This window comes from Pseudomonas sp. RW409, from assembly GCF_003184125.1.
In the GTDB taxonomy this organism is placed as follows: Bacteria; Pseudomonadota; Gammaproteobacteria; order Pseudomonadales; family Pseudomonadaceae; genus Aquipseudomonas; species Aquipseudomonas chlororaphis_I.
Genome location: NZ_QHHP01000032.1, coordinates 1 through 712, shown reverse-complemented (window position 1 = coordinate 712; position 712 = coordinate 1). Strand labels below are relative to the sequence as shown.

Sequence of the window (712 nt, the reverse complement as noted above, 5' to 3'; positions counted from 1 at the left end):
TCGATCACCGGCTTGCCAGTGGTCAGGGTGGCTTTCGGGGTGTTGATGAAGCCGCAGCCATTGCAGCTGATGCCATAGGGGTTGGCGACGATCACATGGGCCGACTGCCCCGCCACTTCGGTGTAGCCGCGCAGTTGGCTGGGGCTGCTACCGTTGACTTCGTTGAGGATGGTTTGCGCCGCGACGCCCTTGAGGTTCGGGTTGCCGACGATGATCCCGCCCAGTTGGGTGCTCTGCGTGCGGTCGGTGGCGTTGTTGAGGATCAGACCCTGCTGGCCGACGTTGTAGTCGTGGAACTGGTTATGCGACAGGCCGCTGCCATTGGGCGTGGCGATATTGACGATGGGTACGCCGTTGCCCGCCTGCCCCAGGCTGGTGCCCGGCGCGCTGACCACGATGCCTTCCGCCTGGGCCCACAGCGGTTGCCAGAACATGGCGTTGGCCAGGATGAACGCCAGGCCGCGCTTGGGCAGGCCGCAGAAGTGCTCGCGGGTTTGCAGGGCAGCAGAAGGCTGACGGGCCAGGAAGGCGAATTGGCGAACGTCCATGTCGAAGTCTCGAAAAAACGCGATTTAGAGGAAAAAGTCCAGGCGGAAGTAGATCGGCGCTTCGCGCTCAGTCAGGACATCCGGACGCTCAAGGGAATGGGCGAAGGTCACGCTGGTCGCCAGGTGCTGGCCGCGGGCGAACAGCTCCAGGGAGTTGCTCGACA

At 63.6% G+C, this 712-nt stretch carries 1 protein-coding gene; it reads right to left on the bottom strand.

Features of this window, described 5'->3' with window-relative positions; genetic code table 11:
• Positions 1-548, bottom strand: a 548-nt coding sequence (locus DK261_RS13075; RefSeq protein WP_110175830.1) for a filamentous hemagglutinin N-terminal domain-containing protein, incomplete at its 3' end; no start/stop codon positions are given.
• Positions 549-712 lie beyond the last annotated feature (164 nt).